Here is a 24,379-nt window from a genome sequence, read left to right as displayed (position 1 = left end):
GGGTAGCCCCGTCGTCGGGCGTAGCGTGCCGGGCGTGTCCGCCGAAAACGCCTCCGCGGCACGGCGCGGAGCCGTCGTGCTCCTCTGCGCCGTGCAGTTCGTCGACGTGCTCGGGGTGACGAGCGCGACGACAGCGGTTCCCGAGATCCTGAAGGGCGTCGGAGGCACCGAAGCGTCCGCCTCGCTCATCATCGCGTCGTACGCCATGTTCTTCGGCGGTCTGCTGGTGCTCGCTTCGCGGCTCGGCGACCGGTTCGGGCACCGGCGCATCCTGCTCACCGGCATCGGCATGTTCGCCATCGTCTCCGCGGCGGGCGCGCTCTCGTCGTCGGTGATCGCCGTCGTGGCGACCAGGGCGCTGCTCGGCGCCGCCGCCGCCCTGTCGGTTCCGAGTGCGCTCCGGCTGCTCCTCGCCGCCGCGCCGGAGGGGCCGCGGCGAACCGGGGCGCTCGCGCTGTGGAGTGCGGCCGGCGCCGCGGCCGGCGCGGCCGGCTTCGTGGTCGGCGGGCTGCTGACGCAGCTCCTGGACTGGCGCGCCGTTTTCTGGATCAATGCGCCGATCGGCGTGCTGCTGTTCGCGGGCGTCCTGCTGCTCATCCCGGTCCTGCCGACGGGTTCCGCGATGCAGCGCTTCGACGTGCTGGGCGCGGTGCTGCTCATCCTCGCGGTGATGTCGCTGGTCGTGGGCACCGCCCTGCTCGAAGCGGAGGGCACGCGGGTCGTCGGCCTGATCGCGATCGGACTCGCCCTCGTCATCGGCAGCGCCTTCGTGCTCTGGCAGCGCCGCGCGCGTGCACCGCTCATCCCGGCGGATGCGGTGCGTTCGCCGAACCTGCGTGCGGGCACGGTCGTCTCGTTCGTCAACACCGCGGCCACCAGTTCGGCCTCGGTGCTGGTGACGCTCGAACTGCAGGACGCTCTCGGGCTGTCGCCGTTGCAGGCCGGGCTCTCGCTGGTGTGGCTGAGCGTGGCCGTCGCCGTCGGTGCGGCGGTCTCGAGGCCACTCGCGCGGCGACTGCAGCCGAACCGGATGGGCGCGCTGGGGCTGGCAGCGATCGGGGCGGGCGACCTCGTGCTCGTGGTGTCCGCCGGAACCGTCGCCGGAGCGATCGCGGGCACCGTCGTGCTGGGCGCCGGACTCGGCGTCGCGTCGGTGGCGGGCACCACGATCGGCACGACCGTGCCGGCACGGCTGGCGGGGGTCGCGACGGGCATCCTCAACACCGGAGCCCAGCTCGGCACGGCGATCGGCGTGGCCGTGCTCGTGCTCGTGTCCATATCGACCAGTGCCGCCCTGGCCTGGGGGATCGCCGCGCTCGCCGCGGGGGCGACCGCTGGGTGGCTGGTGTTCCGGCGCGCGGTCCCTGCCGAGGAGTAGTGTCGCGCCGGCGCTGGCCGGTCGGCGGCACGATCGCTACGGCACGATCGCTACGGCACGATCGACAGGAAGATGAACGCCGCGAACAGCACGAGGTGCACCCCGCCCTGCTGACGCGTCGCCCGGCCGGGGACGATGGTGAGCACGCTGACGATCACGGTGAGCACCAGCAGCACGATCTGGCTCGCGCCCAGGCCGAGGTGCAGCGGCCCGGTCAGCCAGATCGACGCGATGGCGATCGACGGGATGGTCAGGCCGATGCTCGCCATCGCGGAGCCGAGCGCCAGGTTCATGCTGGTCTGCATCCGGTTGCGTGCCGCGGCCTTCGCCGCAGCGATGCCCTCCGGCAGCAGCACGAGCAGGGCGATCACGACGCCCACGAACGACTGCGGGAAGCCGATGGCCGCCACGCCCGCCTCGATCGACGGCGACTCGAGCTTCGCGAGCCCCACCACGGCGACGAGGGCGACCACGAGCAGTCCGAGGCTGATCATCGCCGTACGGGTCGACGGCGCCTCGGCGTGGCTGTCGTCGTCGATGGGCTTGCCCTTCGAGGTCACCGGGAGGAAGAAGTCGCGGTGCGCGACGGTCTGCGTGAACACGAACATCGCGTAGAGCACCACGGATGCGATGGCCGCGAACACGAGCTGGCTGGGCGAGAACTGCGGTCCGGGGGTCTCGGTGAAGGTCGGCAGCACCAGGGTGAGCGTGGCGAGGGCCGTGACCGTCGCGAGCGCGGCGCCCGTGCCCTCCGCGTTGAAGTGCGTCGTCGCGCGCCGGGAGGCCCCGAGCAGGAGCGAGAGGCCCACGATCCCGTTCATCGTGATCATCACGGCCGAGAACACCGTGTCGCGGGCGAGCGTGGCGGAGTCCTTGCCGCTCGTCATCAGCGTGACGATCAGCGCGACCTCGATCACCGTGACCGCGACCGCGAGCACGAGCGAGCCGAACGGCTCGCCGACCTTGTGGGCCACCACCTCCGCATGCTGCACCGCGGCCAGCACGGTTCCGGCGAGGACGACAGCGACCAGGCCGATCAGGAACGGACCCAGCTTCACGTTCCAGACCGCCACGAGCAGCACGACCCCGACGATCGGGACCACGATCGGCCAGAAGCGGACGGCCCACGCAGCGATGGCTCTCATCCGTCCATCATGGCAGGCGCGCGCACGAGCGGCCCGCCCGGGATGGGGACGGGCCGCTCGGCGATACCGCGTGCGACGGAGGGGTCTACATCGCCGGCGGCATCAGCACGGTGTCGATGAGGTACACCGTGGCGTTGGCCGTGTGGACGCCGCCGCAGATCACCTTGGCGTTGTTCACCATCATGTTGTCTCCGGTGCCGCTGACGGTGACCTCGCCGCCCTCGACGGTCTTGTGGGTGCCGGCGATCTTGTCAGGGGCGATCTGGCCGGGGACCACGTGGTAGGTCAGGATCTTGGTCAGCGTCGCAGCGCCGGCATCGGTCTTGAGCGAGTCGATCGTGGCCGCCGGGATCTTCTTGAAGGCGTCGTCGACCGGGGCGAAGACGGTGAACTCGCTGCCGTTGAGCGTGTCGACCAGGTTGACCTTCGGGTTGAGCTTGCCGGACACCGAGGCGACCAGCGTGGTCAGCAGCGGGTTGTTGCTCGCTGCGACGGCCACCGGGTCCTGGGCCATGCCCGAGACCGAGCCGGCGCCGCTCGGAACGGCCTTCGCGTAGGCCGCGCATCCGCTGCCGACCAGGTCGGCCGCCGGATCCATGGTCGACGCGCTGGCGCTCGGAGTCGTCATCGACGAGTCGCCGCTGCTGGAGGAACCGGATCCGCTCGACCCTGAGGAACACGCCGAGAGACCGAGGGTGGCCGCTGCGGCGAGTCCCAGAACGGCGATGAGGTGACGTTTCTGAACTCGCATGGAACTACTCCTTCGTATGGGATCAGCCGCGGCTGGGAGGCGGCTTACATCAGGGCATTCGGCACTGCCCGGCGATCGGATTGGGAATCGTGCGAATCAATCCGCGCGCACCTCCCGTTCCGAACCCCAGGCACCCCGACGGAAGGTCATCACGTGTACCTCACTCTCGCTCTCATCGGATTTCTCGGTGGGCTCATCACCGGCATCTCGCCGTGCATTCTGCCGGTCCTCCCGGTGATCTTCTTCTCGGGCGGCGTGCAGGGCGCGCGCACCTCTCGCGCCGAGAAACGGGCGGCGGGCGCTGGGTCGTCCGATGACGCCGAGCGTGCATCCGGTCTGTCGGGCGGGGGAGCGGTCGCCACCGCCACCCGCACCGAGGCGCCGCCCGCACCGGCCGAGCCCACCGTCTCCCGCTGGCGTCCCTACCTCGTCATCCTGGGTCTGGTCGTCAGCTTCAGCGTCTTCACCCTCATCGGCTCGCTGCTGCTCGCCCTGCTGCACCTCCCGCAGGACGTGCTGCGCTACGCCGGCATCGTCGTGCTCGTGCTGATCGGGGTCGGGCTCATCGTGCCGAAGTTCGAGGAGTACCTCGAGAAGCCCTTCTCCTGGATCCCGCAGCGCAACGTCGGAACCGAGCGCGGCGGCTTCGTGCTCGGCATCGCACTCGGCGCCGTCTACGTGCCCTGCGCCGGCCCGGTGCTCGCCGCCATCACCGTCGCCGGCTCCACCGGCCGGATCGGCATCGAGACCGTCGTGCTCACCGTCACCTTCGCGCTCGGCGCCGCCATCCCGCTGCTGATCTTCGCGCTCGCCGGGCGCCGGGTCGCCGAGCGAGTCAGGTCGTTCCGCAAGCACCAGAAGGGCATCCGGATCACCGGAGGCGTGCTCATGCTGGCGCTCTCCGTCGGTCTGCTCTTCAACCTCCCCCAGGCGCTGCAGCGGCTCGTCCCCGACTACACGAGCGCGCTGCAGGACCAGTTCTCCAACTCCGATCAGGTCTCGCAGGCCCTCAACCTCGGCGGCATCGTGAACGCGCAGAACAAGAACCTCTCCAAGTGCACCAACAACGCGGATGCGCTGCAGAGCTGCGGCACCGCACCCGACATCACGGGCATCCAGCAGTGGTTCAACACACCGGGGAACAAGCCGATCGCGCTCTCGCAGCTGAAGGGCAAGGTCGTGCTCGTGGACTTCTGGGCCTACTCCTGCATCAACTGCCAGCGATCGATCCCGCACGTCGTCGCGTGGGACAAGGCCTACAAGGCCGCAGGGCTCGACGTGATCGGCGTCCACGCCCCCGAGTACGCCTTCGAGAAGGTGCCGGCGAACGTCGAGGCGGGCGCGAAGGGCTTCGGCATCACCTATCCCGTCGCGATCGACAACAATCTCAGCACGTGGACCAACTACCGCAACCGTTACTGGCCGGCCCACTACCTGATCGACGCGAAGGGCGTCGTGCGCAACGTGCAGTTCGGTGAGGGCAACTACGCCTCCACCGAGAAGCTCATCCGTGAGCTGCTGCAGGATGCGAAGCCGGGAGCCTCGCTGCCGGCCGCCACCGAGGTGCGCGACACCACACCGAAGAGCGGGACCACCACGCCCGAGAGCTACCTCGGCACCACCAAGGTCGTGAACTTCGGCGGAAGCGAGAAGTACTCGTCGCAGACCGGTTCGTTCGCCTTCCCCGCGGCGCTGGGCGCCAACCGGTTCGCCCTCGACGGCGCGTGGGCGCTGGCGACCCAGTACATCCAGCCCACCACCGCGGATGCGAAGGTACGGCTGAACTACACGGCCGGCGAAGTGCGCATGGTGCTGGCGGGCAGCGGAACCGTCTCGTACACGATCGGCGGCGCCACCAAGACGCTCCACGTCTCGGGGACGCCGAACTCGTACCGACTGCTCAAAACGAGCGGTGCACATACCGGTACGGTCACGGTTATCGTGCCACGCGGGGTTCAAGCCTATTCATTCACCTTCGGAGGGTGATGTGATGGGGGAATGACCGTTCCCCGTCCCGTCCGAGCGTCCGTCCTGATCGCCGCCGCGGCAATGGCCCTGGCGTTGACCGCCTGCTCGTCACCGACCTCGGGGCCGACGACGCCCTCGCCCTCCGCGTCGGACTCGTCGTCGCCGAGCTCGACCTCGACCGCGACGCCGCGACCGACCGGCACGAGCACGGCCACCCCGATCGACGGGCAGTGCGCCACCTCAGACCTGTCGGGCGCGATCGGCCCGGGCGCGGGTGGTGCAGCCGGCAGCATCGGCGTCACGATCGTGCTTACCAACACCGGTTCGTCCTCCTGCGATCTGCAGGGCTGGCCGGGTGTCTCCTTCGTGGGCGACGGCAACGGCACTCAGCTCGGCAAGTCCGCCGAGCTCGACCGCTCCACGCCGCATCCCACCGTGACCCTCGCGCCGGGCGGAAAGGCGTCGGCTCCCCTCAAGATCACCCAGGCGGGCAACCTCCCGGAGGAGGAATGCAAGCCCAAGACCGCCGACGGCTTCCGCGTCTACCCGCCGGGATCGACTGCGTCGCTGTTCATCAAGACGACCGACTACACCGCCTGCACCGTGCCGACGGCCTCGCTGCTGAGCGTCGGGGCGCTGGTCGCCGGCTGACCGGCGGATGTCGGAGGTCGGGCGCAGACTGAGAGCATGCCGACGCCGCGCGAGAGACTCCTCCTGATCTTCGAAGCCGAGCACCCCGAGACGGCCGATCGCGCCGTCAAAGACGAGGCCATCCGTCGCACCTTCGGCATGGATCCTGCGCAGTACCGTGCCCTGATCGCCGAGCTGCAGCGCCGCGAGTCACACGCCGACGCCGCCTGAGCACGCGAGCGCTGCCGCCCGGCGGTTGATGCGGTCCTACTCGATGCTTGTTGCGATCGTCCCGACGCCGAGAGCCGCCAGGATGCCCGCCGACACCCGCTCGAGCGTCTTCGTGACCCGGGGCCGCCGCAGCCACACCACCGCACGCGACGCGAGCACCGACACCACCGCAAGATAGACCAGCGCGACCAGCGCGTCCACGGCGCCGAGGAGCATCGTGTTTCCGATGGCCGCGCCGTCCTGCGGGATGAACTGCGGCGCCACCGCGAGGAAGAACAAGCCGACCTTCGGGTTGAGCAGTGTCGACACCGCGCCCGCGATCAGGCTCGAGTGCAGGCGGACGCGCGGCGGCTCGAGCTCGAGCCGGCCGGCTCCGCGCCGGGAGGCGAGGAACGCGCTGACCCCGAGGTAGACGAGGTAGAGGCCGCCCACGATCTTGATGATGCGGTACGCCTCCGCCGACTGCTCCAGCAGCGCCGCCAGCCCGAACGCCACGGCCGCCGCCCAGATGAGCGACCCGATCGCCGAGCCGATCGACGCCGCGATGCCCGCGCGCATCCGCACCAGGCTGTAGCGCAGGATGAGGAACGTGTCCGGGCCGGGGGTCAGCGCGAGGACCGCGCACAGCCCGGCGAACGCGAGGATCGAGGCAGCCGTCATCCGCACATTCTACGGTCGGGACGCTTGGCACTGATCGTCGAAAAAGCAACCCGGTACCCCGGGTGCGCCGAACGGCCTACCGTCGCTGACGAGCCGGGTCGCAAGGACCGGCCCACGACGAGAGGACCACCGTGGCAGCCACGAACACCGACACGAAGACCGCGACGAAGACCGCGCGGAGCAGGGCCACCACCGCGAAGGCGCACACCGCCGGAGCCGCGTCCACGCGACGCGAGCACGCCGAGCACGGCTTCGTCGCCTCCGCCGAGCTCACCGCGGCGATGCAGCGGGTGCACGTCGACCTCATCGAGCTCCACCTGCAGGGCAAGCAGGCGCACTGGAACGTGGTCGGCAAGAACTTCCGCGACCTGCACCTGCAGCTCGATGAGATCGTCGAGTCGGCGCGTGAGTTCAGCGACGTCGTCGCCGAGCGGCTGCGTGCACTGCACGCGACACCGGATGGCCGCAGTGCGACCGTCGCGAAGACGACGAGCCTGCCCGAGTACCCGAACGGCGAGGTCGACACCGCCGAGGTCGTCGACCTGATCACCGAGCGTCTCGAGGCCACCGTCGCCACCATGCGCGACGTGCACGACGACGTCGACGAAGAGGACCCGACCACCGCCGACATCCTGCACGAGATCATCTCCACCCTCGAGCAGTACGCCTGGATGGTCAGCGCCGAGAACCGGACGCCCTCCGCCCGGTGACCCAGCCCTTCTCGAACGAACAGCGCGCGTACCTCGCCGCCGCCGAGCAGTGCGGCGGGAGGGTCGCGCCGCTGCTCGACGCCCTGCGTGTCCTGGACCCGGCCGTGCTGGCGCCGCAGCCGGCGTCCGGCGGCACCGCGGAGCGCTTCCGGTTCCTCGCGGCCGTCGCCGAGGCGGACGTGACCGCAGCACGCGTGATCGAGCCGCACCTCGACGCCGTCGCGATCCTCCAGGAGAGCGGTGCCGATGCGCCGCCGGCCGGACGCACGTGGGGTGTGTTCGCAGCAGAGGCGCCCGGTGCCGGCCTGCTGGCGACCGAGCGGCGCGACGCCGGCGGGTGGCAGCTCGACGGCGTGAAGCCGTGGTGCTCGCTCGGCGCGCAGGTGACGGATGCCCTCATCACGGCGCGCACCGACGCGGGGGAGAGGCGTATGTTCAGCGTCGACCTGCGGCAGCAGGGCGTTCACGCCGAACCGGTCGAGTGGGTCGCCCGGGGACTGGCGGAGGTCGAGAGCGGCCCGCTGGAGTTCGGTGACGCCGTGGCGGAGCCCGTCGGCGGGGCCGGCTGGTATCTCACCCGTCCCGGCTTCCGCTGGGGCGCGATCGGCGTCGCCGCCTGCTGGTGGGGCGGCTGCCTGCCGCTGTATGCCGCGCTCCGGGCTCGTGCCGGGCGAGACGGCGCCGGCCCGCTGGCGGCCGCGACCGCCGGGCGGCTCCACCGATCCCTCGACGGGGCGCGCCTCCAGCTGGCGCACGCGGGCGACGTGATCGACGACGGAGGCCTGGACCCCCACGCCGCCGCCGTGCTCGCGCACACCGTGCGCGGTCAGGTCGCCGATACGGTCGTCGAGGTCCTCGGCGCCGTCCGCGACGTCCTCGGCCCTGCGGCTCTCGCGTTCGACGAATCGATCGCGCGCCGGTACGCCGATCTCGACCTCTACGTCTCGCAATACCATCGCGGGCCGGACGACGTCTCGCTGTTCGAGCACCTCCGCGGCGAGGCCGGACCCGCATGGTGACGTTCGATGCGGTGCGCGCCCGCACCGGCGCCGCCGAATGGGCGGCCGATCCGCGCTGGGGCGACGTGCCGCCGTTCGACGTCGGCGCCGTGAGCGAACTGATCGTCTTCTCCGCGCATCCCGACGACGAGACCATCGGCGTCGGCGGCCTGCTCGCCCACGCCGCCGAGCACGGCGTTCCCGTGCGCATCATCGTGGCGACCGCCAGCGGCGATGACCGCCGGCCCGACGAGCTGGCCGACGCGCTGAGCCGGCTCGGCCTCGCATCGCACGTCGAAGCCTGGGACCTCCCCGACGGCGCGCTCAAGCACCACGCGACCGCCCTGCGTGACCGCATCGACCGGGCTCTGGCCGATGCGGACGATCGCGTGCTCGTGCTGGCGCCGTGGCCGGCCGATCGCCACGGCGACCATCGCACCCTCGGCCGCGAGGTCGGCTCCTCCGCCGCACTCGCCGCACGAGAGGTGCTCTTCTACCCGATCTGGCTCTGGCAGTGGGGCGAGCCCGACGACGCTCCGTGGTCCCGGATGCTCGCCGTCCCCCTGACCGACGAAGCGCGGCGCCGCAAAAACGACGCACTCGACGCCTTCCCCTCCCAGCTGCGGTCGGCCGCCAATCCCGATGGAGTGCTGAGCGAGGAGTTCGTCGACATCGTCCGTACCGGCCCCGAGGTGCTCATCCGCCCGGAGCGGAACCCGACCGCGCTCGAACGCGACGCGCACTTCGAGCGGCTGCACGCCGGAAGTGACGACCCGTGGGCCGTGCGCAGTCGCTGGTACGAGCGACGCAAACGCTCTCTCCTGCTCGCCTCCCTTCCGGCCGAGCGGTACGGCCGCGTGCTCGAGCTCGGCTGCTCCATCGGGGAGACCACCTTGCTGCTCGCTGAGCGGAGCGACACCGTGGTCGCCGTCGATGGTTCCGCTGCCGCCGTCGCCACCGCGAGGGGGCGGCTCGCGGCGCAACCGGGCGTCTCGGTCGAGCGGATGCACGTGCCCTCCGCCTGGCCCGCGGGTGCCTTCGACCTCATCGTCATCTCCGAGGTCGCGTACTACCTCGCCGACGACGAGTGGCTTGCCACCATCGAGCGCTGCCGGGAGTCGCTCGCGCCCGGCGGGGTCGTCGTGCTCTGCCACTGGCTGGGCGCAGCCGATGATTTCGCCCAGAGCGGTGAGCAGGCGCACGCCGTGTTCCGCGCCACCGCAGGGCACGCAGGGCTCGCCTCCGTCGTCGAGCACCGCGACGCCGCGTTCCTGCTCGAGGCCTTCCAGGCAGACGGAGGGACACCGCGATGACCACCTCGCCGCGACACATCCTCGTCGTCGTGCCGGCACGCGACGAAGCGGAGACCCTCGCCGCCTGCCTCGGCTCCATCATCGACGCCTGCGCCGTCGTGCCGTCTGCCGCCGTGCCCTCCGCCACCGTGACCATCGTGCTCGTGCTCGACAGCTGCACCGACGACTCCGCCTCCATCGCCGCCGGCTTCCCGCAAGTCGTCGTGGTCGACGAGGATTTCGCCGACGTCGGACGAGCACGCGGCCACGGTGCCGCCCTCGGGCTGCGGCTGATCGACGACGATCCCGCCTCCGTCTGGATCGCCACCACCGACGCCGACAGCACCGTTCCCGCATCCTGGCTCCGTGCCCATCTCGACGCAGCGCTAGCCGGCGCCGACGCCTTCGTCGGGGCCGTCGTCCCCGTGCTCGGCGAGCTCGATGACGTGCGCCGCGCCGAGTGGCTGCGGACGCACAGCCCCGGCTCCACGCTCGGACACGTACACGGCGCCAATCTCGGCGTGCGCGGCGACGTCTACCTCCGCGTCGGCGGCTTCCTGGCCGCCGCGACCGACGAAGACGTCGACCTCGTGCGTCGCCTGCGCGCCGGCGGACACGTCGTCGCCGAGTCCGAGGGCGCCCCCGTGCTCACCTCGAGCCGCCTCGTCGGCCGCGTCGAGGGCGGCTACGCGCGGTATCTGGCCGACCTCGCGCCCGGCTTCGCCTGATCGCCTCGTCGGGAGTCAGAGCGTCGGGATGAGCCCGCCGTCGATCGTGATCGCCGACCCCGTCAGGTTCGGCAGGCGCTCGTCCGCCAGGAACGCCACCACCTCCGCCACCTCGCTCGGCTGCGTGAACCGCTTCGTCGCCGACGACGAGAGCGCATTCTCCGCCACCTGCTCCGGCGTGATCCCGTTCGCCGCACCCACCGTGTTGGCTACGCCGGCGTTCCCGAGCCACAGGTCCGTCGCCACCGGCCCGGGGTCCACCGAGTTGACCCGGATGCCCGCCGGTCCCACCTCCTTCGACAGCGCCTTCGCGAAGTTCAGCAGAGCCCCCTTGGCCGCGCTGTAGTCCATCACGCCCGGATCCGGCAGGAACGCGTTCACCGACGCCACGTTCACGATCACGCCGGAGCCTGCGGCGAGCATCCCTGGCACCACCGCCCGGCACATCCGCACCGCCGCCAGGAAGTTGAGATTCAGCGACGCCATCCACTGCTCATCCGTGATCGACAGGAAGCCGTCCACCCGGCTCGTCGTCGCGCCCACATTGTTCACAAGGATGTCCACCCGGTCACCCGCCGCCGCCACGAGCTGCTCCGCCGCGCCAGGCTGAGACAGGTCCGCCGAGACGAACTCCACCCCGCCGCCCGCGTCGTGCGGGTCGTGGGAGTCGTCCGCGATCAGCGCATCGAGTTCCTGAGTCGACGAACGCGCCCCCGCGATCACCGTGCAGCCGTCGGCCAGCAGTCGCTTCACCACCGCCAGCCCGATCCCCTTGCTCGCTCCGGTCACGATCGCCGTACGTTGTGAGCTGCTCATCCTGGGTGCCTTCCCGTCGCTCGCTCGTCACCGGCGTCGATCGGCCGGATGCCCCGCGTGGCACCAGCGTGCTGGATGCGCGAACCTCGTGTCAACGGTTCCGGGGTGCGCCGTCGCGCTGCGGGTTGCGCCGTCGCGCTGCGGGTTGCCGGGCTGCGCCGTCGGCACGGCGTATCCTGCCAGAGGCGACGAGAACCTGCGCGTCGCCCGGAGGGAGAACCACCACCGTGGATGCGTCGCCCACGACCACACGCTGCCGGCAGTGTGGGGGAGCAGCCACCCTGCACCGCAATCCGTACGTCGGCGTCGACCTCTCCGTTCACGAGTACTACATCGACTGCGTGCGCTGCGGCATCGTCGGCTTCGTGCCCGCCGACCGCGAGCCCGAATCGCGTCCCGTGCGGCGGCGCGGCTTCTGGGCGCGCCTCTTCGCCCGCTGAACTCCGCGGAACCTGGTTCGAGAGATTTCTGGGAAAAACGCCCCTTCTCACAGTGTCAGCGCGCACACTGTACGTGGATCTGTCCGGACGTCGCCCTGAGCCTCGCTCGCGGGCGTAGCCCCATCCCCTCGGACCCACGGACCACAGAGGAGATGAGGACATGGGCACCCTGACCTATGACGGCGCGACGATCGAGTTTCCCGACCGTCTGCTCGCGCACCTGCAGATCGTGATCGTCACCAAGTTGCGGCGACGCGAGGGCTTCGCGATGACGTGGCAGCATCCGGAGGACCTCGACGACGGCCGCAGCGCGATCTGGCTCGATGCCTCCATCCCGCTGCACTTCACCTTCGACGGGCCCCGGCCCGCCGCCATGAGCCGCGAGTGGCTCTCCAAACTGACCGACACCGCGAACGCGAACACCGGTCTTCTCGTGCTCGACGAAGGCCCCGAGCGGGAAGAGGCGCTCGAGGGCGCGCCCCGCGTGAAGCGCGTGAGCGAGTACACCTAGTCCCGGCGACCCGACTGAGCCCGGGTGACGTACCGAGCCGCGTGACGGGCCGGCTGCTTCTCAGTCCGTCGCGCGTCGATAGACGTTGACCACGACCCCGGATGAGAGCGCGCGGTTCTCGACGAGCGCGAGACGGGTGCGCGGGAAACCATCGCGGAACAGTTTCTTGCCCGTGCCCAGCACCAGCGGGTAGACCATCAGTCGGTACTCGTCGACCAGATCGTGCTCGGCCAGCGTCGCGATCAGATCCGCGCTTCCCCACACCCGGATCTCCCCGCCCGGCTCCGCGCGCAGCTTCCGGATCGCCTCCGGGACATCCGGACCCAGCAGCTGCGTGTTCTTCCAGCCCACCTCCGTGAGCGTGCGCGACGCCACGTACTTCGGGACGCGGTTGTACCGGCGGGTCAGCTCGCCCATCACGCCGTCAGCGTTCTCGTCCCACACGCCCCAGGCGCCGGCCCAGATCTCGTACGTCTTGCGTCCGAGCAGCAGCCCCTCCGTGCGGCTCTCCCACTCCTTCACGAGCGAATTGCCGATCTCCCCGGACGGGTCGTGCTCCTCGTCGTACGCAATCGACCAGCCGCCGAGTTCGAAGCCGCCCTCGCGGTCCTCATCCGGACCGCCCCCGGCTTGGATGACTCCGTCGAGCGTGATGAATTCCTGAACCACGATCGAGCTCATGTCGCACTCTCCCTGCGCATCGTCGGCACGTCGCCGTCGCCCCCGGCGTCATCGCTGCGGCACGGCTCGCGACGAACACTACCCATGGGTGCCGCGAGCGCAATCCCCGGCGTGGAGGCTGGTTCGAACTGCTCTGCGTCATCGCGGGCTGGGGATACAGCGTGCTCCTCACCGCAGGCGTGACGGTGGCAGTGTTCCGCGCCGGCAGACCAGTGCGCTCATCGGCGGGTGAACCCCGGACAGACAAGTGAAGTGGGCCCGGTGGGGCTCGAACCCACGACCCGCGGATTAAAAGTCCGCTCAGGTTCCGCGCCAGGGGAGTCGCGCCTCCGAAAATCCGCGGAATTCCGCGCTTTTGGAGCACATTGAGATCTCTATGACCTCAGGTGATCTCATACAGGTGTGGGCAAAGTGTGGGCACGGCGATGGCCTCCACCGCTCGACGAGACTGTGATGTCTCAGGACATCTCTGACAAAACTGTCTCAGGACATCTCTGACAAAACTGTCTCAGGACATCTCTGACACTTGGTGCATCAGGACATCCCTGACGCTTCTGTCTCAGGACATCGGTGACGCTTCTGTTTCAGGACATCGGTGACGCTTGAGGGTCAGAGGGTTGTTCGTCTGCGGCCGCGAGGTTTGCCGCTTCCGACGTATTTGGTTCCGGGTGCCGGCCAGGGCTGTTCGATGAGGAGGGTGCCGCGGTCGTCGAAGACCTGGACGGTCTGGTCGGTTTCGACGATGTAGGCGATGGTTCCGGTGAGGGTTCGGCTGACGTGGAAGCGGATGCTGCGGGCCACGATAGTTCCGGTGTCGCGGATGCGGGTTGCTCTGATTCCGTCGGGTGTCAGAGCGGCTGAGGGGCGTGGAGTTGGTCGCGGCGGGGTGACGGCTGGTGTCGCTTCCCAAGCCTGTTGTGGTGTGATCCGTCCTGGCAGGCCCTGGTGGGGACGTTCGGTGTTGTAGATGGTGTCGAACGCGTCGGCCTGGGTCTGCAACTGCTCGAAAGTGGCCGCCAGCGGTTGCTTGTCGAGGTAGCGGAACAGGGTTTGGTGGAAGCGTTCGTTCTTGCCCTGCGTGGTCGGTTTGTAGGGTTTCCCGGTGATCGGCTCGACGCCGAGGGAGGTGACATAGGAGACGAGCTGACCCAGGACACCGCGCCGGGACGGGTTCAACGCCGCCCCGTTGTCACTGAGCGGACGCTGCGGAACCCCGTGGGCCGAGATGCCCTTGGCGACGACGACGATCGCGGCCTCGGAGGTTTCACCCCAGGCAACATGGGAGGCGACCGCGAGCCGGGAGTGGTCGTCGATGAGTTGGAAGATCACGCATTTGCGTCCGCCGGTGAGGGCGTATTCGGTGGCGTCCAGCTGCCAGCACGCGTTCGGCGCCGGATAGACGAACCGCCGGTAGGACGCCCGCGGCTTCTTCCGGGGTTCGATCCGGGCCACCCCGGCATCGCGGAAGATCCGCGCCCCCGACGCCGTGGACGGCACCGGGTCCATCCCGAACGCTCGCATCTTCTCGTGAACACTGATCGGGCCGTGATCCAGGCCAGACTGCTCCAGTGCGGCGCGCACCCCGATCGCCCGCCCGCCCACCTCATTCCCGACCCTCGACGGGCTCTGCTTCGGGCGTCTCAAGCGCGGCTCTAACGCCGCCGCCGGTCCGTCGTCCGCCGCCCGTTTGCGGATCGCGCAGAACGTCTCTCGGGAGATCCCGTGCTCGGCGCAGAACGTGCTCACGGCTCCGCGCGGTGCATCAGGCCGCCATTGAAGGATGGCGAGACGGACGCGAGGATCGACGGGTTCAAGACGGCTCATCCCTCAAACGTCCCGGTTCGGCAGGAGCGTCGAGAACGGGGGAACCCCTCATGGGCGCGATCACGGGCGCCCGTCCAACTCGAACTAGTGCGAGACGCCTCGATGTATCCCGTTTGCGGGGTTGCTGGGTGAGGCACGGCTCTGCCTACTCTGAGACCGTATGAATTTGGGGGATGCATTGCGAACGAAGTTGATCGCAGCCGGGGCGGTGCTTGGGATCGTGTTACTCGGACTTCCCGGCTGCTCCCACGGACCTGACCCGCAGACAGTGAAAATGAACACCGTGCTCGCGAATCTCAAGCTCGCAACTATAAGCAACTTCGCATGCGATTACACATACGAGCCCGGGCTCATCAATCCTGATGGCAACCCACACCAGCGCTCGATCGCCCTGTCCGGCGACGACCATCGCGAAGAGGCAATTGCGCGATTGGAGCACGCTGGGTTCGTACTCACAGACGATCTCGGGGGTCACGCCAGGTTCAAGGGTCCCAACGGGATGCAGGCCGGTGTTACTCCATCGGACCCTGATCGAGCAGGGACGGATATTCGCTATGACAGCAAGTACACGTGCTCCGTTCCTACCAATGGGATGACGGAAGTCACCCTGACGCTCAAGTGAGCGGAACGCGACTCCCGCCCGCAGCGTCCAACTCTGCAACGAGTCGAACATCATCGCCGAGCGTCAGCGCTTCCTGCCGAGCCGGCAAATATCGGGGAGGAACTGTCAAGACCAAACACCGCAGAAGTGTCAGAGATTTATTGATGCAGAACTGTCAGGCATGTCCTGATACATAACGACCGCTCGACGAGACGCTCAGCTGCCCCTCCAATCGGGGCCTGCGAGTCCTACCGGTCTCGGCGACAATGAGGAAATGCCGGGGGAGCGCATCTACGTCGAGATCGACATCCGCTGCGCGGTCGACCAATTGTGGACACTGACACAGGATCCCGCGCTACACCCCCGCTGGGATCTCCGGTTCAGCTCGATCGTTCCGATCGAGCAACTCGCGAGCGGTGGTTACCGGTTCCAGTATGAGCGTCGCCTGCCTTTCCACACCATCGTCGGGATGGGCACCTCGATCGGTGAGCGCAGCAGACCCGACGGCACACGGACCTCCGCCCTGCGATTCACGACGGCGGACAGGCTGTCGCCGCTAGGAGCAGGGCGCGGATACTGGCGCTACCTGCCAAGCGAGTCCGGAACGATGTTCATCACGGGCTACGACTACGAGCCCGGGTGGGGCCGCGCCCTGGATTCGATCCTGATGCGTCCGTTCATCGGGTGGATGACAGCATGGAGCTTCGACCGGCTGCGGATCTGGGCGGAGACGGGGACACCGCCCGAGGCGTGGCCTTTGTGGTCCGTCCTGACGTTCTGGCGCGCGGATCGGCCACGCGCCTCCCGCTGCCTTCGCGCGCCGCGCTCCTCACGGCGCGCGGACGTGCCGCCCTCGACCCTCGCGACCTTGGAGGCCCCTTGACGTCGATCTTCGAGCAGGCGCTCGGCGAGGATTTCGCCCGGCTGTCGCCGATGATGCGGAAGCGGTTCGGCGTTGGCCTGGATGCCGGCTACGCGTGCGTGGGGACCGGCGTCATGTCGCGGATCCGGCGCGGACCGTGGTGGGTCGTGCCGTTCCTGCACATCGGCAAGCTGCGGAACATCCTCATCCCCGATGTAGGCGAGAATGTGCCGTTCACGATCGAGAATTACCCGTACCGCGACCCGTTCGGCCGGGAGACCGTGACCTTCGTGCGCGAGTATCGCGTCGGCCGGCGCCCGAGCCGGTTCGACGCCACGATGATCCTCAATGACGGTCGCGTGCTCGATTACCTCGGAACGCATCAGCACCTCGCGGTCGATCTCGCCCTTCGGGTCGGGTCGGACGGCTCTCTGCACCTGGAGTCGGGCGCGCAGCGGTTCTACGAGGGAAGGTTCGTCGGGTTCCGCTTCCCGATGCTGTTCAGCGGGCACGCCTCGTTGCACGAGTGGTTCGATGAGAAGTCGAACGTCTACCGCATCGAGCTCGAGGTGAGGAACCCGGTATTCGGTTTCCTGTTCGGCTACGCGGGTCAGTTCCGCTGCGAGTTCCCGGGGGCCTCCGATGCCCCCGCGCGGCTGAAACCCGTGCGGCACGAGAGTCGCGTGTGACCCGGTCCGCGTTCGAGGTTGTACTCGGCGCGGACCTCGCCCGTCTGCCCGAGCCGTTGCGTACCCACGTCTCAGCCGGTGCCGGTGTCGGGCACGGTGTGTTCGAGTCGGCTGGATGCACGCGCCCGGTGCTCCGACCGCTGCTGCATACGATGGCGCGACAGCGAATACTGTTCCCCGATTTCGGATCGGACGTTCCGTTCCGCATCACCAATACTTCAACCCCGAACGGCGGGCTCCACGCCGTCCGGACCTTCCGCTTCCTGTCGGGCGACCGCCGACTCGAGGACACCCTCCGCATTGTTGACGGCCACCTCCACGATTTCATGGGCCGTCGGAACGGGTTCGAGGTGCGCATGCTGGTCACGGCCGACAGCGGCGGTCTGCATTTACGCTCCGACCGGCAGTGGGTGCACATCGGTCGTGGACGGGTACCGGTCCCCCGACTCGCCACGGTGACCGTGCACGACAGTGTCGTAGGCGGGCGGCGTCGCATCGACGTGCGGCTGTGCAGCCCGCTGCTCGGCGAGTGGTTCCACTACGTCGGGATGTTCGACTACGGCACCGAGACGAGCCTGCGACCGGCTCGCTGAACTCCGCTAGTAGTGATAGCGGCCCTGAAGAATGATCACATAGGCGTCGTCGACGAGATACACAAGTCGATTCGCCTCATCGATGCGTCGTGACCAGGCTCCCGCTAGTGCGTGTTTCAGAGGCTCCGGCTTGCCGATGCCCTCGAATGGGTCGTCGCGCAGGATGTCTTCGATCAGGAGGTTGATGCGCTTGAGCGTTCGCCGATCCTGGCCCTGCCAGTAGAGGTAGTCCTCCCAGCCGCCGGCCGTCCAGGCGAGCTTGCGACTACTCACCGGTCAGGTCGTGCTCGGTGATGTCTCCCGAGCGTGCGCTCTCGATGGCGTCGATGAGGCGCCGTGCGTTCTTGGGGGAGCGCAGGAGGTAGGTGGTCTCGAGCAGCGAGTCGTACTCGTCCTTGGACATCAGCACGGCCGAACCGCGCTTGGACGTAATCTCGACTTCGGTCTGGTCGAGGTTGACGCGTTCGATGAGGCCGAACAGGTCGCTGCGAGCCTCGCTTGCTGTGATGGCCATGATTCCTCCAAGTGGTACGAGATATTGTACCATTCAAAAGATCTATGGGGCCTCACGGGTCGGGAAGTTCGATAACGCCATCCTTCTCGGCTGGGTGATCGCCTGTGGCCATGTCCTCCTCCAGGTACAGCGTGAGGTAATCACTGTCGATCGGTCGCCCAGTGGGATCAAAGACGTTGTACCGCCGGCGGTAAAGCGCATCTGAGTACTCTCGGTGGCGGAACTCGAGCGTGACCACAATGTCAGGCCAGCCTCCGCTCACGCGGACTTTTACTTCCTGATACGGGCTCTCGACTTGGTGGACCTGGTCGTCGCGCCTCGTCCAGATCGTATGCGGTTCGTCCAGCGAGCGGAGCTGTTCGACCACGCGACGAACTGCGAGCCGGATATATTCCGGGCTGAGCTGCGCGAGCACCCACTCGATTCCGTCGACACCTGTGAGGTCGACGTGATCGCGCGCGTCGTCCTCGAAAGCTCCGGTAGGTGCGTCCTCGGCGCAGCTTTCACCCCAGTCCTCCGTAGGCAACACCGCGGCCTCGTAGTCGTTGACAGACAGAGTCGAAGGAATCCCGGCGGTGAAGTCAACCACGATCTGGCTCTGAGGGTAGGAGTAGCTGATCGCGCCCCCCTCTTCGTCTAGCGTTCCGACGGGGTTGGTCGGAAAGAACGTGATGACCGTTCGGGGGCCAACCTGTTCGATCTCGGCAACTGTGCGGTCGATCTTGAGCGTGTCGATACGCCCGTCGACACTGAAGCGGACGAGCTCGGCCGGTGCGGATGGGCCTGGCAGGGGCGGCGGGTCCAACCGCTTTCCTGATTCCTCGCGGATGTCGCCGGGCGCGAACGCGAACCAGCCGTACGAGACCTCATCGTCGGAGTTCTCGAATTCCTCCGTTGCACCGATGGTGGCGACGTCGGAGTATGTGCCCACTCGTTCTTGATGCCAAAGCTCTTCGCGCCTCTGAAAGTCGTTCCATGACTCCAGCGGCAGGCCCGCACCATCGAAGGACGGCGCTTCCTCGATCTCGCCTTCGCCGGGAAGCGGTTCCGGCGAGGGCCACGAACGATCACTGGCCCAGATCCCTGCTGAGTCGACCCCGATGACAGAGAACTGTCCGATGTCAACGCCGACGGCGGAACCGTCTTGGCTGATCCGGACGGCCGTGGACCATCCCCTTTCGACCGTGTCAGGGCCATCTTCCTCGTACACCACCCAGATTGCATTTGGGGCAGCTACCAGGTGTGCAATCGCGGTGCGTCGAGGTAGGGGCGCATTCGGCCAGGTCACAAAACGGTCCGCATCCCCGCTCTGGAGCAACGCCACCGGGCGGCGCTGGTCGACTAGGAACCGAACTCCGCCGAGCTCGACAGGAGGAAATGGGTTCAGGTGAGGTGGCGCCACGCTCACACTCTAGGGGCGCTAGATCCTCGATGTATTCGCCTGGCTGGATCGGGCGGAGTCACTATTACGTTTGCTGAGCGCTTGCCGGCTGAGACCCGTCCGGGCTGCGAGTGAGTTCCAACTCTCGCCCACCACGCGAAGCTGTGCAATCAACTCGTCCCGCTCGAGAAGCGATGCGTCCTGTTCGCGACGGAGTCGATCGACAGTCCGCGAAACCTCAGCGAGCCTCTTGAGGGCGTCGACGCGCGTGCCCCATTTAGCCTGCAACTCCAACATCGCGTCAGCGGCGTGACGCTTTGCGGCCTCGCGATCGCGGTCTTCCGCGTGCCGTATAGCGGCGGCGTCGCGCGCTTGGCGCTGCCGCGCGTAGGACGCCTCGCGCCGCCCTGCCTTGCCGGAATTCCCCCGATTTGCCATGCAACCGGGTTTACACGCGACCACTGTCATTCACTGGGCTGCCGAAGGTCTCCACTTAAAGTGCCTACGTGCATTGGCTTTCGATCTATCTCTGCGTGAATCGTCCGCTTTCCTTGTCTGCTTCAATCTTCGTCTTCTTTGTCCTCGGCCCTCTTTTCGGTTGGTCTCATCGTTCTTGGTTTCGACTACTTCTCTATTGGTTGTCGTCTCTCGCTTACCCTGGGCTTCGCCGGCCGCATCCAACCGCTTTTCGCAACGCAGGTTCAGGGACACGAGCAAATGTCCGGACTTGCTCAACGGCGAACAGGCCAGGACGCCGGTTGTTCTCGGGAAGCTTCTGCGCGAATCGTGCCTGAGGCTGGCTGACCGCACGTGAGTGGATACACTCGCGCTGTGCCGAAGCTCCCGCCCGTGCGTCTACGTCGAACAGGCCCAGTCATCATCGCGGCGGTTCTAGCGTGCTGCTACGCATGCGTGCTGGTAGTTCTCGCAGGCTTTCTCGCCGTCCAGTGGGCCACGGGCCAGGGCATCATCGGCCACCTCACGACCAATGCAGCCAATCGCGGCGTCGCTTTCATGATCGTGGCCTGTGTGGCCGGTGCGCTGTTCCTGGTCGTCGGTGCGCTGGGGGCTATGAGAGGTCGCCGGGGCCTGGCGGCAATCGTGCCGCTCGCACTCGTTGTCCTCATCGGCTGCATCGGCGAGCCGATCGACATCTCGGCTGGCAACCCACTCGCTGAGAACCTCATCGGCGCGGCGATCGTCGCAGCGGCAGCTGTGCCGGTGGTGCTGCTCCTCCTGCCGAGACGAGCGCCAAGGGTCCGCCCGGTAGGTTGAGCGCCTTGACGACGGGCCCTCATGCCACATACGCAAGGATCGAGTAACACCGGGAGACGCCGCCCGGAAGGATTCATCAGTGGGCAGAGGCGCTCAGCGCGGCGAATCACAGCTCGTGGCTGACTTGGGTCTGCCCGAAGTTGGTTCGGCATTTCCCGACGGTCGCCTGGGGAAGCGTCCTCCCGGCCTGCTTGAACCACTCGTCCCGATGTCAGCGGTAGTGCGGCTCCTGCATCGTCTGACCTTCCACGCCCGGAAGCGCAAGGATTTCGCGGATCAACTCTCGCGGGCCAGCGACGACCGTGTACGGTGCGTCCACCTCGATGGAGAGGCACCAGGCCTCATCTGCCGGCCAGATCAGTTGCGGCATGATGCCGTCGATGTCGCCCGGAACCCATCCGAGCCCCGCACCGTATGGCCAGTCCGGTCGCGCGAGGGCGTCGAGGCTCGTTGATCCGAGGACATATCTGCGGTCGGGGAGGTCGAAGCGGGGCTCGCTGAACTCCTGGACCTGCCCGCGCATGGCCCGCTCGAAGGCGCCATGCTCGAAGTCATCCATCGCCACCAGGCGCGGATCGGTCGCTCGGAGCGTCCTCTCGATCGGGTCGTCGTGCGGCAGCTCGGGGTCCGAATCGACGTCATCGCTGAATATCGCGTACGTCCCCATGCTGGAGGCACCGAATCCCCAGCCCTCCCAGACCGCGACGGTGATCGCATCGGCGTTGCCGGTATGCGCACGCAGGGCGGGCACGAACGATGCGAGCAGGGCCGGGTCAATCCATCCCTCATGCGGCTCGGCGATCGACCAGCCATCGGTCCACTGTTCTGCGGTGCGTTCGCGGGTGATGTCCAGCCACTCGGTGGTGGAGTCCAAAGTCACATCGTTACGCGCAGCCACATCCGCCCAGCTCCAGACCTCCTCGCGGTCGTCTGCGTCGTTATGCGCGTCGACGGGGTGCAGGACGCGCGCATAAGCGGGCATGCCCGAAGGCACCATCATCCCAAGCTCGGGTATTCGCTCTTGCAGCCAACGTCCGCGCAGCGGATCGACGAACCAGTCCATCCGACCATCGTGGCACGCACGAGGATCGCTGGCCGGGCGTCCATCAGTGGTCTGGTGAACTTGGTTTCGGCGTTGGCAGCTGAGCGCACCCCGTTTTGGGTCGCTTCGTGAAACGAGACATACGACTAGCGTCGGCGGTGGGTCTATCACCGGGTGTTCTTCGCGCTGGCCGGCTCACGGGGGGGGGGGAGGCGGTCGTGGGGATGTGGGCGGAGCCGGCTGTGGACACCCGGCTGATGAGGAACAGCCGCACGCAGGTGTGGTTGTTCATCGCATTGACCCTGGTGGTTTTCGGTGGAGCGTTCGCTTTGTTCACAGTCGCCGGCAACGCCGGCTTGTATCGGTCGCCTCCAGTCGCGCAGTTGGCACGGGGCACTTTTGACTACCTCGATGGGCTGTTCCTGGTCATGTGGGCGTGGACGTTCCAGCGCTTGAGCGTGAACGACGGGCTCCAATATCAATTCCAGCTGCGTACGGCGCGACCGTCGCGAAGCCGAGCGTCGGACGTGTGGGGCTTCGCCGGGTTCTCGATCGTCGCGGTCCTGTGGGGAGTACTCGCTGTTCACACCGTCTTCGCCGCCCGTGCGGTGGACCCCGTATATGTGAACCGTTTGCCTCCCGGTGTGCCGGCGGACTCACTGCAGCACGGCGTCGTCGAAGTCACGATCACCTACTTCGTCGTTGTCGGCCTCGTGCTCGTCCTCAACGTGATCGCGCGCCTGTGCAATCCGATCGACTTCGACGAATACGAGCGATACGCCCGCAGGATCCTGCACCTGTCCCCTCGAGAGCCGGTTCGATAACCCAATAGACAGGGAAACGGCCAGCGCCCGTAAGTCCATCCGCTAACGGGACGGTTGAAGCGGAGCGCGCCGTGGTAGCACCGAGCGCCGAGCGATGCGCCAGCCATGTTCGGTTCTATGCAGGACATCGTCGTAGACAACGGATCCGGTCGTTCCGCCACTCATTACCGCCAGCCCCTTGCTGCGGACGTGCGCAACGTCGTCCGCGAGGTGGGTGACGATCACGTTCGTCACATGGTGGCCAATCGGATTGGCGCTGCCCAAGTCTCTCCCGGCTTCGACGACAGCGTTTATCCCCACGAGTTTCCCGTCGCCGTAGGCCGAGAGGTCATAGACAACATCGGCGGTGAACAATTCTTCCAGCCGCCCGAACTCGCCCTCGTCCATCAAATGACCGTGCAGATTGATCAACTCGCGGATCTCGATCCGATCGTCGCTCGACATCGCGTACCGCCTTCGCTCTTCGGGGGCCGGGCACATGGGAACTGGAGCTCCCTACACAGTTGTCCACTCGCCCCGAGGACCAAAGTCCCGCCGCCATCACCCATACCCTGACCGTATCGGAAGCCGATCCCTGAGCGGGCGCACGTTGCGCGCAGCCGAGCAGGATCCCTCACTATGGTCTGGAGCGCTTCGCGTACCTCCATATGGCCGCCGCAACGATGATCACGACAATCACACCGACGACGAGCAGCACCCAGTCCGGCAAAGGACCAATGCTGCCCATAGTGTCATCACACGTCTGACCGCTGGCCGGCGCGGTCGCGCACGACGCGAGGATCAGCTGGCGTAGCAAGCCCATCACGGGATTATCGAGTTCCCTGGCGAGTCGACCTGCGACCAAGGGTCCAACCGACGACGCCGGCGACTACCAGCAGACCGGCCACCGCGGTTCCAACACCCGCGGCCCGCGCTGCCGTAAGCGGGTACATCCCAGTGAATGAGAACGACTCTCCGGACAGCGGCGTATATGCGGTCCAGCCGAACTCGACCGGGGAGAACAGCAGGATTGCCGTGCCAACCAGGATCAGAACAACAGCTGCCACAAGAAGCACCCACAACACGATCCGCCTTCGCATGTGCTCGTCGACCTACTTCAGGGTCACGTCAGCAGGAGGCGCCCATACGACGACCAGTGCGGTCGCTAGCGGGCCGAGAAGGAGCCCGAGCACGAACCACACCCATCGACGGCGCCGCTTCGTTTCGGCCGGGCCGGCGTTGACTATAGCCAACGCCAGCCACCAACCGCTGTTCTCATAGATCGTTGTGGTCGAGCTCATCACCGCAGCGTAACGAATCGGAGTGTTGTGTTGGTCTTCCGACGGGGTCGGAAGAACTCTCACCGAACTATTCGCGATGTCAGGAGAGGACCCATCAGCTCGCGCTCGCGCTCGCGCTCGCGTTCTCGTCGTTGGCGGCTCTAGACCGTCTTGTGCGCGAGAAGTATGAGCCCCGGCGCCGTCGATGCGGGGTCGAGAGTTGCTTGCAGGTCGATCACGAAGCCGCGCGCCTCGAGGAGTTCGGCAAAGGTGTCCAAAGAACGCTTGACCATGTGCACGTTCATGGGGAGCCCGCCGTAGCCCTCGGTCTTCGTGTGCGTTGATGCTCCGAGGTGGCCGCCGACGAGCAGGTAGCCGCCGGGCTTCAACTTTTCGAAGAACTGCGCGAGGACAGTGCTGAGAGAGMTGTCGGGGACGTGATGGAGAACCCACCAGCAGGTGATGCCGGCGAGACTCCGGTTTGGGGAGGGAAGCTCTGTGATCGACCCGACCTCGAAACTGATTTCCGGGTAATTCGTGCGCGCTATCTCAATGAGCCGGGGTGAAAGGTCGATG

The 24,379-nt window shown here is 67.4% G+C and carries 29 protein-coding genes; 16 read left to right on the top strand and 13 right to left on the bottom strand.

From position 1 onward, the window contains the following. The first annotated feature begins 34 nt into the window (after nucleotides 1–34). Complete coding sequence (locus tag AC1DB1_RS16425; RefSeq protein WP_477201584.1) at nucleotides 35–1,378, top strand: MFS transporter; 1,344 nt, start codon at nucleotides 35–37, stop codon at nucleotides 1,376–1,378. Nucleotides 1,379–1,428: 50 nt separating this feature from the next. Here the strand turns inward: AC1DB1_RS16425 and AC1DB1_RS16420 are convergent, their stop codons facing one another. Both AC1DB1_RS16420 and AC1DB1_RS16415 read right to left on the bottom strand, forming a co-directional pair. Next, on the bottom strand, nucleotides 1,429–2,523 hold the full coding sequence (locus AC1DB1_RS16420) for a calcium:cation antiporter (protein WP_477201583.1): 1,095 nt from the start codon (nucleotides 2,521–2,523) through the stop codon (nucleotides 1,429–1,431). Nucleotides 2,524–2,608: 85 nt separating this feature from the next. Continuing rightward, nucleotides 2,609–3,274, bottom strand: a complete 666-nt coding sequence (locus tag AC1DB1_RS16415; RefSeq protein WP_477201582.1) for a fasciclin domain-containing protein — start codon at nucleotides 3,272–3,274, stop codon at nucleotides 2,609–2,611. Between the two features lie 153 nt (nucleotides 3,275–3,427). On the opposite strand from AC1DB1_RS16415, the gene AC1DB1_RS16410 reads away from it, so the two are divergent. From AC1DB1_RS16410 to AC1DB1_RS16400, 3 genes are read left to right on the top strand one after another with little or no spacing between them, the layout of a single operon-like run. Next, entirely contained in the window at nucleotides 3,428–5,260 is a 1,833-nt protein-coding gene (locus AC1DB1_RS16410) for a cytochrome c biogenesis protein DipZ (RefSeq protein WP_477201581.1), read from the top strand. 12 nt (nucleotides 5,261–5,272) lie between these two features. Next, nucleotides 5,273–5,893 carry a DUF4232 domain-containing protein gene (locus tag AC1DB1_RS16405; protein WP_477201580.1) on the top strand — a complete coding sequence of 207 codons (621 nt, stop codon included), beginning with the start codon at nucleotides 5,273–5,275 and terminating at the stop codon, nucleotides 5,891–5,893. Nucleotides 5,894–5,929: 36 nt separating this feature from the next. After that, a complete protein-coding gene (locus tag AC1DB1_RS16400) occupies nucleotides 5,930–6,103 on the top strand; it encodes a DUF3263 domain-containing protein (RefSeq protein ID WP_271175574.1) in 174 nt (57 codons plus the stop codon). Nucleotides 6,104–6,139: 36 nt separating this feature from the next. Here AC1DB1_RS16400 and AC1DB1_RS16395 read toward each other — a convergent pair whose 3' ends face one another. Next, nucleotides 6,140–6,763, bottom strand: coding sequence for a LysE family translocator (locus AC1DB1_RS16395; RefSeq protein ID WP_271175573.1), 624 nt, complete (start codon nucleotides 6,761–6,763; stop codon nucleotides 6,140–6,142). 131 nt (nucleotides 6,764–6,894) lie between these two features. On the opposite strand from AC1DB1_RS16395, the gene AC1DB1_RS16390 reads away from it, so the two are divergent. The 4 genes from AC1DB1_RS16390 to AC1DB1_RS16375 are packed head-to-tail and all read left to right on the top strand — an operon-like array spanning nucleotide 6,895 to nucleotide 10,491. Next, nucleotides 6,895–7,473 carry a Dps family protein gene (locus AC1DB1_RS16390; RefSeq protein ID WP_271175572.1) on the top strand — a complete coding sequence of 193 codons (579 nt, stop codon included), beginning with the start codon at nucleotides 6,895–6,897 and terminating at the stop codon, nucleotides 7,471–7,473. Then, the gene (locus AC1DB1_RS16385) at nucleotides 7,470–8,492 is read left to right on the top strand and encodes a hypothetical protein (RefSeq protein ID WP_477201579.1); all 1,023 of its coding nucleotides are present in this window, start codon (nucleotides 7,470–7,472) and stop codon (nucleotides 8,490–8,492) included. The genes AC1DB1_RS16390 and AC1DB1_RS16385 overlap by 4 nt, the downstream gene beginning before the upstream one ends. Further along, a complete protein-coding gene (locus AC1DB1_RS16380; protein ID WP_477201578.1) occupies nucleotides 8,486–9,784 on the top strand; it encodes a PIG-L family deacetylase in 1,299 nt (432 codons plus the stop codon). The genes AC1DB1_RS16385 and AC1DB1_RS16380 overlap by 7 nt, the downstream gene beginning before the upstream one ends. Further along, nucleotides 9,781–10,491 (top strand): glycosyltransferase family 2 protein, encoded by a 711-nt coding sequence (locus AC1DB1_RS16375; protein ID WP_477201577.1) that lies wholly within the window; start codon nucleotides 9,781–9,783, stop codon nucleotides 10,489–10,491. Before AC1DB1_RS16380 ends, AC1DB1_RS16375 begins: the two co-directional genes overlap by 4 nt. Before the next feature lie 15 nt (nucleotides 10,492–10,506). Here AC1DB1_RS16375 and AC1DB1_RS16370 read toward each other — a convergent pair whose 3' ends face one another. Then, nucleotides 10,507–11,307, bottom strand: a complete 801-nt coding sequence (locus AC1DB1_RS16370) for an SDR family NAD(P)-dependent oxidoreductase (protein ID WP_477201576.1) — start codon at nucleotides 11,305–11,307, stop codon at nucleotides 10,507–10,509. Between the two features lie 227 nt (nucleotides 11,308–11,534). On the opposite strand from AC1DB1_RS16370, the gene AC1DB1_RS16365 reads away from it, so the two are divergent. Next, a complete protein-coding gene (locus tag AC1DB1_RS16365) occupies nucleotides 11,535–11,747 on the top strand; it encodes a hypothetical protein (RefSeq protein ID WP_477201575.1) in 213 nt (70 codons plus the stop codon). A gap of 160 nt (nucleotides 11,748–11,907) precedes the next feature. Then, complete coding sequence (locus tag AC1DB1_RS16360; protein WP_271175566.1) at nucleotides 11,908–12,258, top strand: DUF7882 family protein; 351 nt, start codon at nucleotides 11,908–11,910, stop codon at nucleotides 12,256–12,258. A gap of 60 nt (nucleotides 12,259–12,318) precedes the next feature. Here AC1DB1_RS16360 and AC1DB1_RS16355 read toward each other — a convergent pair whose 3' ends face one another. After that, nucleotides 12,319–12,939 (bottom strand): dihydrofolate reductase family protein, encoded by a 621-nt coding sequence (locus tag AC1DB1_RS16355; protein ID WP_477201574.1) that lies wholly within the window; start codon nucleotides 12,937–12,939, stop codon nucleotides 12,319–12,321. Between the two features lie 609 nt (nucleotides 12,940–13,548). Next, the gene (locus tag AC1DB1_RS16350) at nucleotides 13,549–14,763 is read right to left on the bottom strand and encodes an integrase core domain-containing protein (protein WP_477201573.1); all 1,215 of its coding nucleotides are present in this window, start codon (nucleotides 14,761–14,763) and stop codon (nucleotides 13,549–13,551) included. Between the two features lie 274 nt (nucleotides 14,764–15,037). Between AC1DB1_RS16350 and AC1DB1_RS16345 the strand changes: the two genes are divergently transcribed. The 4 genes from AC1DB1_RS16345 to AC1DB1_RS16330 all read left to right on the top strand — a co-directional run bounded on the left by AC1DB1_RS16345 (nucleotide 15,038) and on the right by AC1DB1_RS16330 (nucleotide 17,508). Next, the gene (locus AC1DB1_RS16345) at nucleotides 15,038–15,385 is read left to right on the top strand and encodes a hypothetical protein (RefSeq protein ID WP_477201572.1); all 348 of its coding nucleotides are present in this window, start codon (nucleotides 15,038–15,040) and stop codon (nucleotides 15,383–15,385) included. Nucleotides 15,386–15,638: 253 nt separating this feature from the next. After that, nucleotides 15,639–16,247, top strand: a complete 609-nt coding sequence (locus AC1DB1_RS16340; protein WP_477201571.1) for an SRPBCC family protein — start codon at nucleotides 15,639–15,641, stop codon at nucleotides 16,245–16,247. Beyond that, nucleotides 16,244–16,915 (top strand): DUF4166 domain-containing protein, encoded by a 672-nt coding sequence (locus tag AC1DB1_RS16335; protein WP_477201570.1) that lies wholly within the window; start codon nucleotides 16,244–16,246, stop codon nucleotides 16,913–16,915. The genes AC1DB1_RS16340 and AC1DB1_RS16335 overlap by 4 nt, the downstream gene beginning before the upstream one ends. Next, nucleotides 16,912–17,508, top strand: coding sequence for a DUF4166 domain-containing protein (locus AC1DB1_RS16330; RefSeq protein ID WP_477201569.1), 597 nt, complete (start codon nucleotides 16,912–16,914; stop codon nucleotides 17,506–17,508). Before AC1DB1_RS16335 ends, AC1DB1_RS16330 begins: the two co-directional genes overlap by 4 nt. A 6-nt stretch (nucleotides 17,509–17,514) precedes the next feature. On the opposite strand, the gene AC1DB1_RS16325 is transcribed toward AC1DB1_RS16330, so the two are convergent. From AC1DB1_RS16325 to AC1DB1_RS16315, 3 genes are read right to left on the bottom strand one after another with little or no spacing between them, the layout of a single operon-like run. After that, complete coding sequence (locus AC1DB1_RS16325) at nucleotides 17,515–17,781, bottom strand: Txe/YoeB family addiction module toxin (protein WP_477201568.1); 267 nt, start codon at nucleotides 17,779–17,781, stop codon at nucleotides 17,515–17,517. Next, nucleotides 17,774–18,022: a type II toxin-antitoxin system Phd/YefM family antitoxin gene (locus AC1DB1_RS16320; RefSeq protein ID WP_387210948.1), complete on the bottom strand. Its 249-nt coding sequence runs from the start codon at nucleotides 18,020–18,022 to the stop codon at nucleotides 17,774–17,776. The genes AC1DB1_RS16325 and AC1DB1_RS16320 overlap by 8 nt, the downstream gene beginning before the upstream one ends. Nucleotides 18,023–18,074: 52 nt before the next feature. Then, nucleotides 18,075–19,424 carry a hypothetical protein gene (locus AC1DB1_RS16315; protein ID WP_477201567.1) on the bottom strand — a complete coding sequence of 450 codons (1,350 nt, stop codon included), beginning with the start codon at nucleotides 19,422–19,424 and terminating at the stop codon, nucleotides 18,075–18,077. Nucleotides 19,425–20,234: 810 nt separating this feature from the next. Here AC1DB1_RS16315 and AC1DB1_RS16310 point away from each other — a divergent pair. Then, nucleotides 20,235–20,678 (top strand): hypothetical protein, encoded by a 444-nt coding sequence (locus AC1DB1_RS16310; RefSeq protein WP_477201566.1) that lies wholly within the window; start codon nucleotides 20,235–20,237, stop codon nucleotides 20,676–20,678. A 211-nt stretch (nucleotides 20,679–20,889) separates the two neighbouring features. On the opposite strand, the gene AC1DB1_RS16305 is transcribed toward AC1DB1_RS16310, so the two are convergent. Next, a complete protein-coding gene (locus AC1DB1_RS16305; protein ID WP_477201565.1) occupies nucleotides 20,890–21,741 on the bottom strand; it encodes a hypothetical protein in 852 nt (283 codons plus the stop codon). A gap of 221 nt (nucleotides 21,742–21,962) precedes the next feature. Here AC1DB1_RS16305 and AC1DB1_RS16300 point away from each other — a divergent pair, with 221 nt between their 5' ends. After that, a complete protein-coding gene (locus AC1DB1_RS16300; RefSeq protein WP_477201564.1) occupies nucleotides 21,963–22,544 on the top strand; it encodes a hypothetical protein in 582 nt (193 codons plus the stop codon). Between the two features lie 42 nt (nucleotides 22,545–22,586). Here the strand turns inward: AC1DB1_RS16300 and AC1DB1_RS16295 are convergent, their stop codons facing one another. The 3 genes from AC1DB1_RS16295 to AC1DB1_RS16285 form a co-directional block, all read right to left on the bottom strand. Beyond that, the gene (locus AC1DB1_RS16295; RefSeq protein ID WP_477201563.1) at nucleotides 22,587–22,988 is read right to left on the bottom strand and encodes a nuclear transport factor 2 family protein; all 402 of its coding nucleotides are present in this window, start codon (nucleotides 22,986–22,988) and stop codon (nucleotides 22,587–22,589) included. A 647-nt stretch (nucleotides 22,989–23,635) separates the two neighbouring features. Then, the gene (locus AC1DB1_RS16290) at nucleotides 23,636–23,824 is read right to left on the bottom strand and encodes a hypothetical protein (protein ID WP_477201562.1); all 189 of its coding nucleotides are present in this window, start codon (nucleotides 23,822–23,824) and stop codon (nucleotides 23,636–23,638) included. Nucleotides 23,825–23,964: 140 nt separating this feature from the next. After that, the coding region (locus AC1DB1_RS16285) for a class I SAM-dependent methyltransferase (protein ID WP_477201561.1) at nucleotides 23,965–24,379 on the bottom strand (415 nt) is incomplete at its 5' end.

Source organism: Leifsonia sp. 10N434, from assembly GCF_056394405.1.
Note: the sequence above shows the minus strand (reverse complement) of the source record. Positions and strands in the feature narration are given on the sequence as shown.

Bases quoted from the DNA above. Each gene is read 5' to 3' on its own strand.
- AC1DB1_RS16340 (WP_477201571.1), top strand. From the start codon at position 15,639: ATGCCGGGGGAGCGCATCTACGTCGAGATCGACATCCGCTGCGCGGTC.
- AC1DB1_RS16370 (WP_477201576.1), bottom strand. From the start codon at position 11,307: ATGAGCAGCTCACAACGTACGGCGATCGTGACCGGAGCGAGCAAGGGG.
- AC1DB1_RS16350 (WP_477201573.1), bottom strand. From the start codon at position 14,763: ATGAGCCGTCTTGAACCCGTCGATCCTCGCGTCCGTCTCGCCATCCTT.
- AC1DB1_RS16345 (WP_477201572.1), top strand. From the start codon at position 15,038: ATGAACACCGTGCTCGCGAATCTCAAGCTCGCAACTATAAGCAACTTC.
- AC1DB1_RS16305 (WP_477201565.1), bottom strand. From the start codon at position 21,741: ATGGACTGGTTCGTCGATCCGCTGCGCGGACGTTGGCTGCAAGAGCGA.
- AC1DB1_RS16420 (WP_477201583.1), bottom strand. From the start codon at position 2,523: ATGAGAGCCATCGCTGCGTGGGCCGTCCGCTTCTGGCCGATCGTGGTC.
- AC1DB1_RS16290 (WP_477201562.1), bottom strand. From the start codon at position 23,824: ATGAGCTCGACCACAACGATCTATGAGAACAGCGGTTGGTGGCTGGCG.
- AC1DB1_RS16380 (WP_477201578.1), top strand. From the start codon at position 8,486: ATGGTGACGTTCGATGCGGTGCGCGCCCGCACCGGCGCCGCCGAATGG.
- AC1DB1_RS16360 (WP_271175566.1), top strand. From the start codon at position 11,908: ATGGGCACCCTGACCTATGACGGCGCGACGATCGAGTTTCCCGACCGT.
- AC1DB1_RS16400 (WP_271175574.1), top strand. From the start codon at position 5,930: ATGCCGACGCCGCGCGAGAGACTCCTCCTGATCTTCGAAGCCGAGCAC.
- AC1DB1_RS16295 (WP_477201563.1), bottom strand. From the start codon at position 22,988: ATGTCGAGCGACGATCGGATCGAGATCCGCGAGTTGATCAATCTGCAC.
- AC1DB1_RS16355 (WP_477201574.1), bottom strand. From the start codon at position 12,939: ATGAGCTCGATCGTGGTTCAGGAATTCATCACGCTCGACGGAGTCATC.
- AC1DB1_RS16320 (WP_387210948.1), bottom strand. From the start codon at position 18,022: ATGGCCATCACAGCAAGCGAGGCTCGCAGCGACCTGTTCGGCCTCATC.
- AC1DB1_RS16405 (WP_477201580.1), top strand. From the start codon at position 5,273: ATGACCGTTCCCCGTCCCGTCCGAGCGTCCGTCCTGATCGCCGCCGCG.
- AC1DB1_RS16415 (WP_477201582.1), bottom strand. From the start codon at position 3,274: ATGCGAGTTCAGAAACGTCACCTCATCGCCGTTCTGGGACTCGCCGCA.
- AC1DB1_RS16375 (WP_477201577.1), top strand. From the start codon at position 9,781: ATGACCACCTCGCCGCGACACATCCTCGTCGTCGTGCCGGCACGCGAC.
- AC1DB1_RS16395 (WP_271175573.1), bottom strand. From the start codon at position 6,763: ATGACGGCTGCCTCGATCCTCGCGTTCGCCGGGCTGTGCGCGGTCCTC.